Genomic DNA, 15,635 nt, shown 5'->3' with positions numbered 1-15,635 from the left:
GGTCCGGTGACAGGGCGCATCGGAATCGACGACATCGAACCTGTGGTGTCGGGCGGGCAGTATCCCAGTAAGGCAGTGGTCGGCGAGGTCGTGCCGGTTTCCGCGACGGTGTGGCGCGAGGGGCACGACGCCGTCGCCGCGTCGGTGGTCGTGACGGCACCGGACGGCACCGCGACGTACATCCGGATGTCGCCCGCCGCCGAGCCGGACCGGTTCCATGCGCTCTTCCGGCCGGACCTCACGGGCTACTGGTCGATGCGGATCGAGGGGTGGTCGGACCCGGCCACCACCTGGCGCAGCGCGGTGGAGAAGAAGCTCGCCGCGGGGCAGGGCGCCGCGGAGCTGGCGAACGATCTCGAGGTCGGTGCGCGCCTGCTCGAGCGCGCCGCGGAGGGCGTGCCCGACGGTGACCGTGCCGCCGTCCTCGCCGCGGCCGTGGCGCTGCGCGACGGCGATCGCAGCCTCGTCGAACGGACCGGCGCCGCACTGCATCCCGATATCAACCGACTGCTCCAGCAGTACCCGGTGCGCGAGCTGATCACGAAGTCGCGCACGTACCGGTTCTGGGTGGATCGCACGCGCGCGCTGTTCGGCTCGTGGTACGAGCTCTTCCCGCGCTCCACCGGTGGGTGGGACGCCGAGGGCAAGCCGGTGCACGGCACCTTCCACACCGCGGCGGAGGAGCTGCCCCGCGTCGCGGAGATGGGCTTCGACATCGTCTACCTCCCCCCGATCCATCCGATCGGCACGGTGAACCGCAAGGGCCGCAACAACACTCTCACTCCCGACGAGCATGACGTGGGCGTCCCGTGGGCCATCGGCTCTGCGGAGGGCGGGCACGACGCGGTGCATCCCGAGCTCGGCACGCTCGACGACTTCGACTACTTCGTCCAGCGCGCCCGCGACCTCGGCATGGAGGTCGCGCTGGACCTCGCATTCCAGGCCGCGCCCGATCACCCCTGGGCCCGGGAGCATCCCGAGTGGTTCACCGTGCTGCCGGACGGCACCATCGCCTACGCCGAGAACCCGCCGAAGAAGTACCAGGACATCTATCCGATCAACTTCGACGACGACCGGACGGGGATCTACCGGGAACTGTTGCGCGTCACCCTGTTCTGGGTACAGCGCGGCATCGAGATCTTCCGAGTGGACAACCCGCACACCAAGCCGCCGGACTTCTGGCACTGGCTGATCGCCGAAGTGAAGAAGGTCAACCCGAACGTCCTCTTCCTCGCCGAGGCCTTCACCCGGCCCGCACGGATGTACGGCCTCGGGAAGCTGGGCTTCACCCAGAGCTACACCTACTTCACCTGGCGCACGGCGAAGTGGGAGCTGGAGGAGTTCGCCAGTGAGCACGCGGCGAAGGCGGACTACTGCCGCCCCAACTACTGGGTGAACACGCCGGACATCCTGCCCGAGCACCTGCAGTACGGCGGCCCCGGCATGTTCGCACTGCGCGCGGCGCTGGCCTCCACGCTCGCGCCGAGCTGGGGCATGTACTCGGGCTACGAGCTGTACGAGCACCGCGCGGTGCGCGAGGGCAGCGAGGAGTACCTCGACTCCGAGAAGTACGAGCTGCGCCCCCGCGACTACAAGGCGGCGCAGAGCCGCGGCGAGACGCTGGAGCCCTGGATCACCCGGCTCAACGAGATCCGCCGGCGCCACCCCGCGCTGCAGCAGCTGCGGAATCTGCACTTCCACGCCGTCGACAACGAATCCCTGATCGCCTACAGCAAGCACGACGCGGCCACGGGCGACCTGGTCCTGGTGGTGGTGAACCTCAACCCGTTCGCGGCCGAGGCCGGCACCGTCTGGCTGGACATGCCGGCGCTCGGCCGGGACTGGCACGAGCGCTTCCCCGTCCGCGACGAGGTCTCCGGCGAGGTGTACCACTGGGGCCAGGCGAACTTCGTGCGGCTGGAGCCCTGGCGCAACGTGGCGCACATCCTCGTACTTCCGCAACTCGACCCCCAGCAGCGACGGGAACTGTCCTACCGGGAGCCCTAGCGGCGCAACGTCCCCTGACACTGCTGAGGAAGGCCACCTGCAATGACCGACAACTCCGCCGCGGCAGCGGCCGTCGACCCCGCCACCACCGCGCGTCTGCTCTCCGGCGCCTACCACGATCCGCACGCGATCCTGGGCGCACACCCCACCCCGCGGGGCACCGTGCTGCGCACGCTCAAGCCCGGCGCCACCGCCGTCGCGGCCGTGATCGGCGGTGAGAGCTACCCCCTGGCGCGGCTGACCGGCGCACTGTGGGGCGCCGAGGTCCCGATCAGCGACCTCGCCGACTACCGGTACGAGGTGCTCTACCCCACCACCAGCACCGTCGTGGCCGACGGCTACCGCTTCCTGCCGACGATCGGCGAGCTCGATCAGCACCTGATCTCGGAGGGCCGGCACGAGCGCCTGTGGGACGTGCTGGGCGCGCACCTGCGCAGCTACACCACCCCCGACGGCGAGGTCACCGGCACCTCCTTCGCGGTGTGGGCGCCGAACGCCCGCGGCGTCACCGTGATCGGCGATTTCGAGTACTGGGCGGGCGAGTCCTACCCGATGCGCACGCTCGGCTCCTCCGGCGTCTGGGAGGTCTTCGTGCCCGGCGTCGGCGACGGTGCCGCGTACAAGTTCCGGATCTTCACCGAGGACGGCGGCACCGTCGAGAAGGCCGACCCGATGGCGCGGCGCACCGAGGTGCCCCCGGCCACCGCGTCGATCGTCACGCACAGCACCCACGAGTGGCGCGACGCCGCCTGGATCGCCGAACGGGCCAAGCAGATCCCGACGGACCGGCCGATGAGCACCTACGAGGTGCATCTCGCCTCCTGGCGGCAGGGCCTGAGCTACCTCGACCTGGCGCACGAGCTGGCCGACTACGTCACCGAGACGGGCTTCACGCACGTCGAGCTGCTGCCCGTGGCGGAGCACCCCTTCGGCGGCTCGTGGGGTTACCAGGTCACCTCGTACTACGCGCCCACCTCCCGGTTCGGCACGCCGGACGAGTTCCGCGAGTTCGTCGACGTGATGCACGAGCGGGGCATCGGCGTGATCGTGGACTGGGTGCCGGCACACTTCCCCAAGGACGCCTGGGCGCTGGCCCGGTTCGACGGCAAGCCGCTCTACGAGCACGGCGACCCGCAGCGCGGCGAGCAGTTGGACTGGGGCACCTACGTCTTCGACTTCGGTCGCCGTGAGGTGCGGAACTTCCTGGTGGCGAACGCGCTGTACTGGTTCGACGAGTTCCACGTCGACGGGCTGCGCGTGGACGCCGTGGCGTCGATGCTCTACCTGGACTACTCGCGCCCCGAGGGCGGCTGGAGCCCGAACGTCTACGGCGGCAGGGAGAACCTCGAGGCGGTGGAGTTCCTCCAGGAGATGAACGCCACCGTGCACAAGACCTTCCCCGGCGTGGTGACCGTGGCCGAGGAGTCCACCAGCTGGCCGGGTGTCACCCGGCCCACCAACCTGGGCGGCCTCGGCTTCACCATGAAGTGGAACATGGGCTGGATGCACGACACCCTGGGCTACCTGGGTCGCGATCAGGTGCACCGCAACTTCCACCACCACGAGGTCACCTTCTCGCTGATGTACGCCTGGAGCGAGAACTTCGTACTCCCCATCAGCCACGACGAGGTGGTGCACGGCAAGGGAACACTGTGGACCCGCATGCCGGGCGATGCGCACACCAAGGCCTCGGGGGTCCGCGCCCTGCTGGCCTACATGTGGGGGCACCCGGGCAAGCAGCTGCTGTTCATGGGGCAGGAGTTCGGCCAGGTGCGCGAGTGGTCAGAGGAGCGCTCGCTGGACTGGGACAGCCTCGACGGCTGGGAGGGCGAACTGCACGCCGGGATCCAGGCGCTCACCCGGGATCTCAACGCGGCCTACCGATCGCACCCCGCGCTCTGGAGCCAGGACACCACCCCGTCGGGCTACGAATGGGTCGACGCGAACGACTCGCAGAACAACGTCCTGAGCTTCCTGCGGTGGGGCAGCGACGGTTCCGTGGTGCTGTGCCTGTACAACTTCTCCGGCCGCACCCACGAGCGCTACCGCGTGGGCGTCCCGTTCGCCGGGGAGTGGCGGGAGATCCTCAACACCGATTCGACGGACTACGAGGGCACCGGCGCGGGCAACATGGGCGGGGTCACGGCGGAGCCGCGGTCCTGGCACGGCCGGGAGGCCTCCGTCGAGGTCGTGCTCGGGCCGAACTCCGCGGTGTGGCTGACTTTCGACGGGCAGCCCGAAACCGACCGCTGATGCGCGAACTCGCGCCCGGCGTCTGGTTCGGCACCGGCACGCACGTCAACTTCCTCGCGCTGGTCGACGGTGCCGACGTGACGCTGATCGATGCGGGCTGGGCGGGCGACGTGGATCGCGTGGAGGCCGCGCTGGCGTCGATCGGGCGCCGGCCGCAGGACGTCCGGGCGATCCTCGTGACGCACGCGCACATCGATCACGTGGGCGGGGTGGCGAAGCTGCACGAGCGGTACGGGACACCGGTTCTCGTTCATCCCGACGAGATCGCGCACGCCCGCGGCGAATCGCACGAGCAGGCGCAGCCCCTCGACCTGCTACCGATCGCGTGGCGGCCCCGGACTCTGCGCTGGATGGCCGACGTCGCCCGCGTCGGCGTCCTCGGGCACGTGGCCATGCCCTATGCCCAGGGCTTCCCGGTGCCGGCCGCGGGCGAGCCGCTCGATCTCCCGGGCGCGCCCGTCCCGGTGCCGTGCGCCGGGCACACCTCGGGGCACACCGCGTTCCTGCTCCCCGGCGGCGTGGTGGCGACGGGCGACGCGCTGGTCACCGGTCACCCATTGTCCGGCAGGGCCGGCCCGCAGCTGCTTCCCGGCTTCTTCAGCCACGATCTGCCGCGCACCGTCGCGACGCTCGATGCGATCGCCGCGCTGGACGCGGATCAGCTGGCCCCCGGCCACGGCGAACCGTGGCGCGGGGACCCGGCCGACGCCGTGGCGCGGGCGCGCGCTACTTGCAGGTGACGACGATCTCGAAGGGCTTCTTGATGACGCCCGCCATCGGGTTGGTGATATCGCCGCCCTGCGCGGTACCCGTGATCGTGTAGCGCTTGCCGTCGACCTTGACCTTCGCCTCGCCGACGCCGGGCGCGACGCCGAGGGCCTTCCCGTCGACGGTGAGCCCGACCGTCTGCACGGTGGGCGGGTTGCCGTCCTTGAGCGTGGCCCCCACGCCGCCCGACGCGCCGCCGGAGCCGATCATGATGGTATCCCCCTGCTTCGTGCACCCGACGTTGCTGAGGTCGGTGCCCGTCAGGTCCTTGCCGTCCACCTTGACCACCGTCTTGGTGTCCGTACTCGCCGACGTCGAGTCGGACCCCTTGTCGGATCCACCGCCGCATGCGGCGAGTCCGATCGACGCGAAAACTATCGCTGATGTGAGAGCGAGGGTGCGATTCATAGCGAGCCTCCTTAGGCACGGAACCGAGAGCGGGCGGGACGCCCGAGTGGAGGAAAGCACACGTCCACCCCCACTGGTCGGGGAATCGCAGGAGATTTACGCGGGATCATCCGCAGCGGAGCCGGCCGCCGTCGTCGGACGCGGCACCATCGCGCTCGATGCCCCAGCGTGCGAGCAGCTCCTGCATGATCGGGACCGCGGTACTCGCGCCCGGCGAGGCGCCGAGGAGCCCGGCGATGGTGCCGTCCGCGGCGGTGACCAGTTCGGCGCCCTGCTGGAGCACGCCGATCCGGCGGCGGTCGGGCGTGACGAGCTGAGCGCGCTGGCGCGGCTCCTGCCCGTGGGCGACGCTGCTCATCGTGGGCGTCGGCGTCGGCTGCGCCGGGCTGGGATTCGCGCTCTCGGCAATGACCGGCGTCTCCGCGCTCAACGACTACCTCGCGACCACGCCCGGCGGCATCTACGCCGTGCTCGCCGTGGCCGCGTCGTCGAACGTCGACATCACCTTTGTCGTCGCGGCACAGCTGATCCACGTGCTACTGATGCTCTTCCTCGCCCCCGCCGCCGCCCGGGGCTTCCAGCGCTTCCGCGCCCGCCGCATGGTCGACGGTGCCGAAGAGGCACTAACGCACTCCGCCCGCCATCGGTGACCGAGGACGGGCGGCGTGAGGCCCCACAGAGTGGGGTCGACAACTACGGCTTCGAGGCAGCCGGCGCAGGCGCCGGCTTGTCCGGTGCGGGCGCCGGCTTCACCGGTGTGGCCTCGGGCTTCGCAGCGACTTCACCCGGCTGTACCGGCGCTTCCTTGATCGGCGGTGGCACCTTCGCCTCGCCCGGCTTATCCCGCTCAATGAAAAGCGCTTTGCCGAAAGTCGAAATGCTGGACGTTCCCTCATCTGTGACAATGGTCGCCGTGGCGTAGGACCTCACCATCGCCCCGCCTAGACACCCGTCCACGCTCACCCGGGTCTCCCGAGCGATGATGTACGCTTTCTGGCCCTTGAGATCCTTCTGAGCGATGGGCATGTCGCGCGTCTGACCGGGGCCGAGATTTCCTGTGATCGAGCCACCCAAGGTGGTTGTTTGTCCAGCCGTGGCAGAAATGCCGGGACTCACGGATGCATTCACGGAGCCGCCGCCCTGACCTCCACCCGACCCTCCCGTGCCGGTCCCGGAAACACCAACAGTGCCGGTCACACTAGGAGTTACACTGGTGTTGATTGCAACATTACCATTTCCAGAAATAGACAAGGATTGAGCTTGGGCGGCACATCCCAATTGGAGCCCAATTGTTACATTCCCGCCCTTGACGGCCACCTTCGGCATCTTCTTAGGATCGGTGTACGTAATCTCCGCCCGGCCCGCCAATTGACTCCACGCCTCGTATGAATTGAGAGCGCGCCCCAGAGGCAAAGTCGAACGCAAGTTTTCACCGAATTTCCACACCCGTATGGTGTACCCCTCGGGGATTTCCAAAGCCCGCGAAGTATCGGCGAATTGCCCCGTAGGAATTCCGCCCGGAACCGGAGCTTTATCTGCCCCCGGCGGCTCGGCGTACGCCGAGCCGGCAATGCCTACGCCCGCCATCGCAACCACGATTGCGAGAGCCCCGCCCGTACGGAGTCGCCGTCCGGCGCCACAACCACGCCGCGCCGGCTCCAAAACTCCTCCGCGCCACCGTGCAGCCGCTCCGGTCCACCTCATAGCCATCGCACACTCCCCATCGCTGACAATCCTTCAAGCCCGAACCTCACGAGTAACGACAGTCACATACGCAACTTCCGTAACAGGACAAGGTCGACCAAATCAGACTTTGTCGTGACAGTCAAGCCTCACCCTCCCACCCGGGCACTATGGGCGCGAGGATATTGTTTAGTGCCCGGCACGAACTATTTCCAACTGGCGGTCCCGAATCCTCGATCAGTCCAGATACCGTAAAATGTCTCAAACGCACGATTTTGTCCTGCGCGATCGAATAGCTTGCAGAGGACTGCCTGACCTGCGCGTCGGGCTTCGCTGCCGCTCGCGTGGGGAGCGGCACCCCCGACCGGGCTCTAGAAGAAGGAACGGCATGGCGAACACCAGGAAATCCCGCCAGGGCAACCTGAAGCGGGGAGCGCCAGTCCTCCGACGATTGACGGCTGTCGTGCTCACCGGAGCACTAGTCGCCAGCGGAATGGTCTACAGCGCGGTTGTTGCGCCGCCCCCGGCCGCGGCCGAGCCGTGCATCCCCGGCTCGTCGCCTACGTGCCCGCCCGGTCCGGGCCCTCGCCCAACCGTGGACGTGCCGACTGGACCACCGACAACCGCCGCACAGGCGCCCACCACCACAGCCATCCCGGGTCAGCAACCAGAGACACCATCCCAGCCCACGCCCAACCAGGGCGGCAACGGCATGAACGTCCAAACCCCAAACCAGCCGGCGACAACAAACCCTAACGGCATTTTCGGTCCGACGGCTTATCCGCAGCCAACGACGTCCAATCAGATACCGACCACAGCAATACCTACTGCTGAAACCGACCAAGTGGCAACGTCGTCACCGGCCACCGCGCAGCCTGGCGAACAGGATGCTAAGCAATGCACCATGCAGTCGGCCACGAGGGTCCGGGCTACGCCCATCGTCGTACCGGCATCGGTTCCGCCGGAACTTGTCGACGCTGTAAGCGCTGCCCGCGTCGCCTGGGGAAATGCGAATGGGATCGCCTTCCAAACATCACAGGGAGGCAACACACCAGATTTTGACCTTGAAGTAATCAACGACCCCTCCGAACCTTACGCAGGTGCGTACACACCCGGACCTCAGCGTAAGATCACCGTGAATATGGCATACGCCCCCGCGGACAAGAGGGCGATGGCATCGCTCGTGATGCACGAGTTTGGTCACCTCTTAGGTTTGCGACACAACTCGGATCCGGCGTCCATCATGCGCAACACCACGGAACTACCGCTCGGGCCATCTTCGGCAGATCTCGCGGCCGCTGGTTCCCTTCAGCGGAACTCTGCATGCCAGTCACCGACATCGCCACCTGCGCCTCCCAGACCATGCCTCATAGGGACGCCCGCGAACTGTATGAGCAGCTCTGGTCGCACCCCCGACTTGGGTGGCGAGTTGACGCGGCAGCTCGTCGAAGACATCAATAGTACTTCCGACCAGAGTGTTTCAGACGAGCTTGCGCGGGCGACGGAGAAGGCCAATCCGAACGGCCGTCAGCATGTCGCCCCTCTCGCGATAGTTGCCGCAGCAGCCGCATGGTGTGTAAAGGGCGCACTGTTTTCGTTGCCGGTTTCTGTGGTATCCGATATCCTCAACCGAGGCGAAGGCGGCGGCGACTACCTGAGAAATATGGCTGTCAGTTGCATAGCTGGTGAAATTGGCGGAACCGCATTTCGACTTCTATCGCCTGCCGTCAAGGAAAAAATCATCACGACCGTTATAGGAATAGTAATCAAGTACACACCATTGAAGCCGAAGTAGTAGACATTAAGCGAGAGACGAAGGGATGAATAGTGAACTACCCGTCCATCGTTAGTCTGATTTCCACACTGATCGTGACACTCTTCAATTTGGCGTCTCTCCGAATAGGATTGAATGGCAATGCAACCGATAGGCACGAAGGGTACGGGGATAGATTCGCGCCAGACGTTCGAGAACATCCCAGTGTTGTCAAGCGGGCAAATCGATATCTACGCTTCGCGGCTATACTCGGTTTGATCATAGCGACTGCAGCCGCCGTTTCAGCAGTGTTGAATATGCAAGCAGCCGGAGGAAATTTCGGATTTGCACTCCTGACTGCTGCAATCGCCGCGTGCGGGTTGGCCCCGGTGGCGACTGTCATTCTACTTTACGGTCGAATGAGGCCGAGCGACGGAGGAAGATAGTGTATCAGCAAAGTTACTCTCGGTATCTTACACTCATGCTGCTAGTCTCGTTGCTAATCGCAACAGGAGCCTGTGGAGGTGGTGGCACGCCCAGCGAAAACCGAGTTTCGTCGCCTAGCTCTTCGGAGGGAGCGGCAGGCGCCCTACCGGCCATCCTGCCCGAGGGAGCCAAGTCCGAGATTGAGAAATTTCTGAAGGCATACTCCTCGCTCGACTTCGATACATTCACTTCTGCGTGCTCAAGCCAATTTAGAGAGAAGATCCGCAATCTAGGAGAAGCGGGTTGGAAGACCCAAGCAGGGAATTTCCGCGAAGCCAACGGCGAGTACCAAACTTTTAAGTCAATTTACAGCCAGTATGAACTGGATCGGCGTGATCAAATTTCGGTTCGGACTCAAGTGAAGTATTCTAGACGCATCGAGCCCTTGGCGTTTGTTTTCTACCTCGATTCGGAAAATTCAGAGAACGGATGGAAAGTCGCGAATATCGACGGTCTTTCCTAGTGGCGAGTGTTGAGCCCTGTCGGGTTCGTTCCGATGGTTGAAGTGGGAGACGCATGCGCGCCGAGCCGTCTAGCACCCAATCTGATTGTCAGATTGTTAGCCCCAACATAGCTCATTTTATACGCAATGATCGCGTAAACTGCTACGTTCAGTATCGGCGCGATGGGGTCGACTGCGGTGATCATTTGCTGTCCGGATTGGACTTCGATTCTGCGGTAACGGCGGGTAGTCATGAACCGCGCCCGGGTAGTCCGGAGTCGGGAGACTCCGAATGTTGGAAGGTTGGAGTCACAGGAGTACATCGAGTCGGTACCCGGCTGAGTTGAAGGCGCGGGCGGTGCGGATGGCCGCGGAGCCGGGCGGAGGGCAGGGCCCGGAAAGCTCGTTTGCGAGGCCATGACTGATCCACTTCCGCCCACAGCACGTTCCTAGCCTACGAGCGCGCCAGAGCCGACAATACCTCCAAGCCGGCTTCACGACTTCCTCCTCGACACCGCGCCCGGGCACCCCGGATAGTCTGGTCACATGGCTCCCCGACCGGCGACCCCGGCCGCGCCGCCCCGAGCCCAGGGGCGGGTGGCGCGGTCCGCCGTGATCGCGCAGGTCTGGCAGGAGTTCGGGCCCGCCGTCGCGCCGCTGAGCAACGCCGCCGGCCGCCCGTCCGCCCGCACCGCGAAGCTGATCCTCGACCCGCTCGTGATCCGTCCGGTGCAGAACCCCGACCTCGCCGGCGGCTTCCTCGAGTCCGAGCCCGCCGCGGCCCTCGCCGAGCGCCTCCGCGCCGCCGAAGGCGTGCTGGGAGCCACCGCTGCATGGTTCCTGGACCTGAAGCGGGCGCGCCGGTCGCTCGGCATCACCGACGGCAATCCGCAGGACCTCTACTTTCAGCGCTGCTTCGAGCTCGGCACGGTCCACGGCCCGCCCGCGGCGGACGCCGACGAGATCGCCGAGGACACGGTGCTCGACGTGCACCGCTCGGCGGGCGAGTCACTGCTGGCCCAGGTCCGCGCCCTGCTCGGCGAACCGGCCGCCGCGGACCGCATTCGACGCTCGCTCGAGCGGGCCTGGGCGGCGCGCACGCCGTCGGGCCGGAGCGTCGACGCCGCCCGCGTGCGCACCGTCCTCGACGATGCCGCCGCCGGCGCCCCGGAGGGCGTCGACGAGCTGGCCCGGGCGCTGGCCGGCACCGCGGGCGCCGACGCGCTCGAGAACGACGGTGCGGCACGGGCTCTCGGTCTGTCGGTGCGGGACCGGATCGCCCCGCCCGCGGTCGGCGGCTCGGCGGCCAAGCGCGACCTCCCCCGCCCGTTCGACCGCTCGATCTTCGAGCGGCTCTTCGCCGACCTCGCGTCGGGCTCGAACCGCGAGGTGTACGCCGAGGCCGGGGACCTGATCGAGGACGAGGTCGCCCGCTCGGCGCAGCCCTGGCAGCTGGCGCACGAGGAGGGCCGCGTCCTCATGCTGCTCGGCGCCGAGGTCGCGCGCGGGCTCGAGCCGGTACCGCCGTCCGCCGCCTCCGCGGCGCAGCTGCGGCTGCGGGAGCGGTGGGAGCGGGAGGCCTACGTGCGCCGCGCCCTGCGTCTGCCCGGCGAGTCCAGCGGCGTCCCGGAGGAGATCCGCGCCGACATCGGCGACGTGCACCGGAACTACCTGCGCCGCCTCTGGGCCCGGCTGCACGGCCGCGAGATCCGCGAGCGCGGTGCGGAATCCGGCGACGTCTGGGACGTCCTCGACGGGGTGCTCCGCTCGGTGATCATGGACCAGCGGCACCGCCTCAAGCGGGCCCTCACCGACGACCGGGCGGAGTCGGCATGAACATCCTCCCCCGGTCCGATCACCTGCTGCTCACTGATGCCGCCCCCGAGCCTGCGCCGCCGCACCTCGCGGCCGTCGTCGAGGCGCGCGGGGCCCTGCTCGTCTGGCGCGTCGACGTCGATGAGCCCCTGCCGGAGGCCTTGATCCACGATCCGGCGGCCGCTCTCGAGTGGCTGCCCGAGATCTACGGGCCGGAGGCCGCCGAGGCCCTGCTGCACGGCGACCCGCGGGCCGAACGCCCGCGGGAACCGGACCTCGCTGCCCGGGCGCGGCTTCTCGCGCACCTCGCGTGGTGCGGCGCGTGGTGGCCCGCGGGTCTCGCGACGCCGCGGCTCTCGCCGGAGCTCCTGGCGGCGGAGACCGCCGTCCTCACCGCGGACGTCGAGCATCTGCTCGACGATCCGGATGCCCTGGACCGCGCCCTCGGCGCCGCGACCGGAACCCTCTCCGCCGCCGGTGCCGCTGACGAGGGACTCGCCACCGCACTCCAGAACCTACTGGAGGACAACGGATTCACCGCGGCGGAGACCCGGGCGGAGACCACGCGGGAGGACTGGGCCCTCGCCGCGGGCGGCCCCGCCGCCGACGGATCTTTTCCGGTGGCCACCGGGACCGCGGAGGTGGCCTGGGCCGGTGTCCCCGCGCAGACCCTCGCCGCCGACGGTGTCGCCACCTGGTCACTGCTGCAGCGGGCCGGAGCCCTCACGCTCCGCGTCACGGCGCCCGCGGCGGGGCCGGGGGCGCGGCCCGTCGCGCGGTTCGGGCCCGACGGGGACGGGCAGCACGGCGGGCTCACCGTCCCCCTCGCCTACGACGGGCCGTCCTACACCGGGGAGGCGCCGGCCTCCCTCGATCTGCTCCGCCTACCGGCCGCGGAGCGGGTGCTGCGCGTGCACGACCCGCGCATGGCCGCCGTGGCACCCGAGCCGGAACCCGCCGCGGAGCGCGCGGCCGTGCTGGACTTCGCCGCCGCGCGCCTCGCCCGGCCCTGGGTACTGGCGGAGCGATTCGCGGCCGGGCACCGTCCGTGAGCGACGAGCCCGTGACCGCCGTCCGCGGGCGCCTGACCGCCTCGCCGCGGTGGCGGCCGGTGCGCGACCTCAACAACGCCGGGGCCGCCGCGATGCATGCGGGCGACCTTCCCCGCGCGACCGATCTGCTGGGGCGGGCCATCGCGCAGACCCGCGGCCACGACGCCGACGGCGAGGCACTGGACCTGCGCGCCCGCGCGCTGCTCAACCTCGCCGCGGCCCGGGAATGGCAGGGCGCCTTCGCCGAGGCGCTGGCGCTCGGCGAGGCGGGCATCGCCGCCGCGGACGCCGCCGTGGCGCTCATCGGCGACGAGCGGGCCACCCGGACCGTCGGTCTCAACGGGCGGCTGGCGCGAGCACAGACCCTGCTCGCACTGGACCGGGCCGGGGACGTGCTCACCGAGCTGGGCGCCACGGAGGACGAATTGGCCGCCACCGGAACCGAACTGGACCAACGCGAGCTGCTGACCGCCACCCTGCACACGGTGCGCACGGCCGCGCTGATCACCCTGGGGCGGATCCACGAGGCGGAGACGGAGGCGCACCGCACCATCGAGGCGGCCGTGATGGTCGCGCCGGAACTCGCCGCCCACGCCTACGCGAACCTCGCGGCGATCGCGCAGGCGACCGGCGCCCCGTCGGAGGAGGAGTACCTGCGGCTCGCCGCCGCGCTGCACGGGGACACGGCGGATCCGGCCGCGCGCCAACTCGTCACCGAGAACCTCGCCCGCTCCGCGCTGCAGCAGAACCGGGACGACGAGGCGGCCGAACTCTTCGCGCACGCCGAGGAGATGGCCCGGGCGGCGGGGCTGATCCCCCGGATCGCCGCCTGCCGCACGGGAGCCGCGGCGATCGAACTGCGGCGCGGCCGGGCGGGACGCGCCGTGAAGGCGCTGCGCGGCCTGATCGACGAACTCGGCGCAGTGGGCGCCGTGCGCGAGCTCCGCGAGGCGTACGGCTTCCTCGGCGACGGGCTGTGCGCGCTCGGCCGCTACGACGACGCCCAGGCGACCTACTCCCGCGCCCGCGAGCTCGCCCGCTCCGTGCACGAGCGCTGCCGCGTGGACCTGCGGCGCGCGGAGGCCTTCGCCGAACAGGCCGCCGAGACACCGGATATGGGGGCACGGCGCGGCCTGTTGCAGACCGCGCTGACGCTGGCCGTCCCCGTGCACCTGGCGACCGAGGCGCTCCGCGAGGACTTCCCGGCGGGTCCCGCGCGCGAGGCCTGGGCACGGCGGATCACCGCTCCCGCCCGCGAACTGGCCTTCCGGCTCGCCGTCGTCCTGGGCGGCTCCCAGCTGCTGCACGAGCTCGTCGAGAACGCCTCCGCCTCCGCGACGCTGCACACCGAGGGACTGGAGGCCGGCGGAACCGTCCTGACGCCGGACTTCCGGGCGCGGGCCGGCACCGTCGACGCCGAGACGTCGATGCGGGACGACGGTGCCGACCGCCTACCCTCCGCGGCGGCGGGCCTCGCCGGTCCCGGCGACACCGGACCGCCGCTGCGGTTCGCCCTGCCGCCCCGCGTGCTCCCCCACCCCGGCGCGGAGCCCGCGCTCACGGCGTGGATCGAGCGCGCCGAGTCCGTCTACGGCGTACCGGTGCGCTCGGACCTGGCGGTGGCGTCCTGGTGACGGGGTGGCGTGAGCAACAGCTGCTGCCCACACCGGACGTGCGCGGCAGGGTGGACGGCACCGAGGTGCTCCGCGACCTCGGTACCGCGCAGCCCACCGCCCGGCTGCGGCTCGTGGACGCCGGCGACCTGTACCTCGACTGGGTCTGGGAGCACCAGCCGGGCGCGCCGCGGATGAGCGTCCTCGGGCGCGATCTGGTCGCGCCCACGCTGGACGCCCTCGCCGCCGCGCTCCCGAGCCCCCTCCCGGGCGAGAGCGGCGACGAGGCCCTCGCCCGCGCGCTTCGCGCCGGCGCCCTGCTCGATCCCCTCCGCGAACAGGCCCTGGCCGACGCGCTGACCCGTGCCCTGATCCCCCAGTGGCTCGGGCTCGAGCTCAACGCCCTCGAGGCGGCCGGGCACCGCGCCCACCTGCGCATCCAGCCCTCACCGAGCACCGCGCAGGTCCCGTGGGAGCTGCTCGGCACGTCCGGCACGGAGCGGATCGTCGACGCGGTGGACCTCTCCCTGCTGCTGCCCGCGTCGCTCCGCAACGACCCGCGCCGCACCGTCGCCCCCTGGGACCCCGACGGCCCGGTCGTGGCCGTCCTCGACCCCGCGATCCCCGGGCATCCGGCGCACGGCGCGCTCGGCAGCGTCCTCGGCCCCGTCGCGGACGACTCCCCGCTCGCCTCCCTCGTCGCCGGGCTCGGCGACCGCCTGCGCCCCCGCGCGGCGACCCCGTCGGCCGCGTTCCGCCGTACCGACCTGGGCCGGACGGCGGTCGCGGACGCTCTGCGCGGTGCCTCGCGACTGCTCTACGTGGGTCACGTGACCTCGTCGACGCACGCCCTGGACGCTCGGATGCACCTGTGCGATACCGCGGCGACCCCCGGGCGCGCGATCGCCGCGGGTCCGCACCGGCCCCTCTCCGCCGCGGACATCGCGCTCGGCTCGCCCGACTCGGAGCCGATGGACTCCCCCCATCGCGTGGCCCTCGTCGCCTGCGATTCCGGCGGCGATCTCCGCTTCGCCGAACCCACCGGCCTGGTCTCGGCGTTCGCACACCGGGGCGCCGAGTACGTCACGGCGACGCGGTGGACCCTCCCCACCGACGCCGGACTGCGCCGCCTCCACCCGGCGCTGAGCGACCGGGCGGACGGGATGCTCGCCGAGGTCGTCGTCGCGGTGGACGCAGTCCAGCGGGCGCCGGATCCCGTGCGCGCGCTGGGCGACTGGCAGCGCGCTCGGCGGCGCCGCTGGACCTCGACCGGCGATCCCCGGTTCTCCCCCGTCCTGTGGGCGGCGTTCGCGACCACCTGGTCACCCGCGCCGCCCGTCGGCCTGCCCCGATGA

Annotated in this window: 12 protein-coding genes and 2 pseudogenes; 11 read left to right on the top strand and 3 right to left on the bottom strand. The window is 69.6% G+C overall.

Annotated elements, in window-relative coordinates; genetic code table 11:
- Positions 1–6: 6 nt before the first annotated feature.
- The 3 genes from AC21LY_RS10875 to AC21LY_RS10865 are packed head-to-tail and all read left to right on the top strand — an operon-like array spanning position 7 to position 5,000.
- Entirely contained in the window at positions 7–2,007 is a 2,001-nt protein-coding gene (locus AC21LY_RS10875; RefSeq protein ID WP_489046485.1) for an alpha-1,4-glucan--maltose-1-phosphate maltosyltransferase, read from the top strand.
- A gap of 42 nt (positions 2,008–2,049) precedes the next feature.
- The gene (gene glgB, locus AC21LY_RS10870) at positions 2,050–4,260 is read left to right on the top strand and encodes a 1,4-alpha-glucan branching protein GlgB (protein WP_489046484.1); all 2,211 of its coding nucleotides are present in this window, start codon (positions 2,050–2,052) and stop codon (positions 4,258–4,260) included.
- Positions 4,260–5,000 carry an MBL fold metallo-hydrolase gene (locus tag AC21LY_RS10865; protein ID WP_489046483.1) on the top strand — a complete coding sequence of 247 codons (741 nt, stop codon included), beginning with the start codon at positions 4,260–4,262 and terminating at the stop codon, positions 4,998–5,000. Before glgB ends, AC21LY_RS10865 begins: the two co-directional genes overlap by 1 nt.
- Here the strand turns inward: AC21LY_RS10865 and AC21LY_RS10860 are convergent.
- Both AC21LY_RS10860 and AC21LY_RS10855 read right to left on the bottom strand, forming a co-directional pair.
- Positions 4,987–5,436 carry a lipoprotein LpqH gene (locus AC21LY_RS10860; RefSeq protein WP_489046482.1) on the bottom strand — a complete coding sequence of 150 codons (450 nt, stop codon included), beginning with the start codon at positions 5,434–5,436 and terminating at the stop codon, positions 4,987–4,989. The two genes, AC21LY_RS10865 and AC21LY_RS10860, sit on opposite strands and share 14 nt — an antisense overlap.
- 106 nt (positions 5,437–5,542) lie before the next feature.
- A pseudogene (locus AC21LY_RS10855) lies at positions 5,543–5,761 on the bottom strand (malate:quinone oxidoreductase); the annotation flags it as partial.
- Between the two features lie 34 nt (positions 5,762–5,795).
- Between AC21LY_RS10855 and AC21LY_RS10850 the strand changes: the two are divergent.
- A complete protein-coding gene (locus tag AC21LY_RS10850) occupies positions 5,796–6,086 on the top strand; it encodes an AbrB family transcriptional regulator (protein ID WP_489046481.1) in 291 nt (96 codons plus the stop codon).
- Between the two features lie 43 nt (positions 6,087–6,129).
- On the opposite strand, the gene AC21LY_RS10845 is transcribed toward AC21LY_RS10850, so the two are convergent.
- Positions 6,130–7,023, bottom strand: coding sequence for an MspA family porin (locus AC21LY_RS10845; protein ID WP_489046480.1), 894 nt, complete (start codon positions 7,021–7,023; stop codon positions 6,130–6,132).
- Positions 7,024–7,375: 352 nt separating this feature from the next.
- On the opposite strand from AC21LY_RS10845, the pseudogene AC21LY_RS10840 reads away from it, so the two are divergent.
- The 7 genes and pseudogenes from AC21LY_RS10840 to AC21LY_RS10810 all read left to right on the top strand — a co-directional run.
- Positions 7,376–8,368, top strand: a pseudogene (locus AC21LY_RS10840) (matrixin family metalloprotease); the annotation flags it as partial.
- Between the two features lie 141 nt (positions 8,369–8,509).
- Complete coding sequence (locus tag AC21LY_RS10835) at positions 8,510–8,914, top strand: hypothetical protein (RefSeq protein ID WP_489046787.1); 405 nt, start codon at positions 8,510–8,512, stop codon at positions 8,912–8,914.
- Between the two features lie 439 nt (positions 8,915–9,353).
- Positions 9,354–9,821 (top strand): hypothetical protein, encoded by a 468-nt coding sequence (locus AC21LY_RS10830; RefSeq protein ID WP_489046478.1) that lies wholly within the window; start codon positions 9,354–9,356, stop codon positions 9,819–9,821.
- Positions 9,822–10,346: 525 nt separating this feature from the next.
- Positions 10,347–11,636 (top strand): serine/threonine-protein kinase, encoded by a 1,290-nt coding sequence (locus AC21LY_RS10825; RefSeq protein ID WP_489046477.1) that lies wholly within the window; start codon positions 10,347–10,349, stop codon positions 11,634–11,636.
- On the top strand, positions 11,633–12,667 hold the full coding sequence (locus AC21LY_RS10820) for a hypothetical protein (protein WP_489046476.1): 1,035 nt from the start codon (positions 11,633–11,635) through the stop codon (positions 12,665–12,667). The genes AC21LY_RS10825 and AC21LY_RS10820 overlap by 4 nt, the downstream gene beginning before the upstream one ends.
- The gene (locus AC21LY_RS10815) at positions 12,664–14,301 is read left to right on the top strand and encodes a hypothetical protein (RefSeq protein WP_489046475.1); all 1,638 of its coding nucleotides are present in this window, start codon (positions 12,664–12,666) and stop codon (positions 14,299–14,301) included. Before AC21LY_RS10820 ends, AC21LY_RS10815 begins: the two co-directional genes overlap by 4 nt.
- Entirely contained in the window at positions 14,298–15,635 is a 1,338-nt protein-coding gene (locus AC21LY_RS10810; RefSeq protein ID WP_489046474.1) for a CHAT domain-containing protein, read from the top strand. The genes AC21LY_RS10815 and AC21LY_RS10810 overlap by 4 nt, the downstream gene beginning before the upstream one ends.

Source organism: Tsukamurella sp. II2bb (genome assembly GCF_057815145.1).
The sequence above is the reverse complement of the archived record's forward strand: the minus strand, read 5'-3'. Positions and strand labels throughout refer to the sequence as shown.